Here is an 858-nt window from a genome sequence, read left to right on the forward strand (position 1 = left end):
AGCGTACTCGGCTGGGGGTAGGTAGCCGAGCGAGGAGTGCCGGCGGTGGTGGTTGTACTCGTCCTTCCAGTCGCCGATGATGACCTGCGCGTGCAGCAGCGAGTAGAAGCTGTTGATGTTGAGGCACTCGTCGCGGATCCGGCTGTTGAACGACTCGACGTACCCGTTGCGCCACGGCGAGCCCGGAGGGATGTAGGACAGGCCGGTGCGGGTGCCGGCCCAGTCGGCCATCGCCTCGCTGATGAACTCCGGCCCGTTGTCCGACCTGAGCACCGCCGGGGCGCCCCGGGCGGCGACGAGGTCCTCGAGGTGGGCGGTGAGTCGGTCGGCGGTAATCGAGCGCTCCACGAGGCCGCCGATGCACTCCCGGGTGTGTTCGTCGACGATCGAGCAGATCTTGATCGGTCGGCCGTGCTCGTCGGCGTCGAACTGAAAGTCCACCGCCCACACCACGTTCGGCGCGTCCGCCGTCGGCGCGTCGACGGTCGAGGACCCGACGCGCTTGCGTCGACGCCGCTGCGGGACCCGGAGCCCTTCGTCACGCCACAGGCGTTGGATCTTCTTGTGGTTCACCACCCACCCCTCGGCGCGGGCGTCGTGATACGCCCGCCGGTACCCGTAGCGGGGATGGTCCTTCGCCCAGGCGCGCAGCCACTCCCTGAACGCCCGATCCGGGTCCGCGACCGTGTCGCCCTTGAGCGGTCGCCGATACGCGGAGCGGCTCAGCCCGACCAGACGGCACGCCATCCGTTCGCTCACCCGCAGCTTGCGCTTGAGGTGATCGACGGCGGCGCGGCGCCTGTCCGGGCTTAGAAGTTTCCCTCAGCCAGCTCCTTGAGCGCGGCCTTCTCCAGCTCC

Annotated in this window: 1 pseudogene; it reads right to left on the bottom strand. The window is 69.2% G+C overall.

Annotation, left to right across the window (positions count from 1 at the left end):
• Positions 1 to 858, bottom strand: a pseudogene (locus ACYVGN_RS13380) (IS3 family transposase); the annotation flags it as partial.

The organism is Microbacterium lacusdiani (assembly GCF_054779895.1).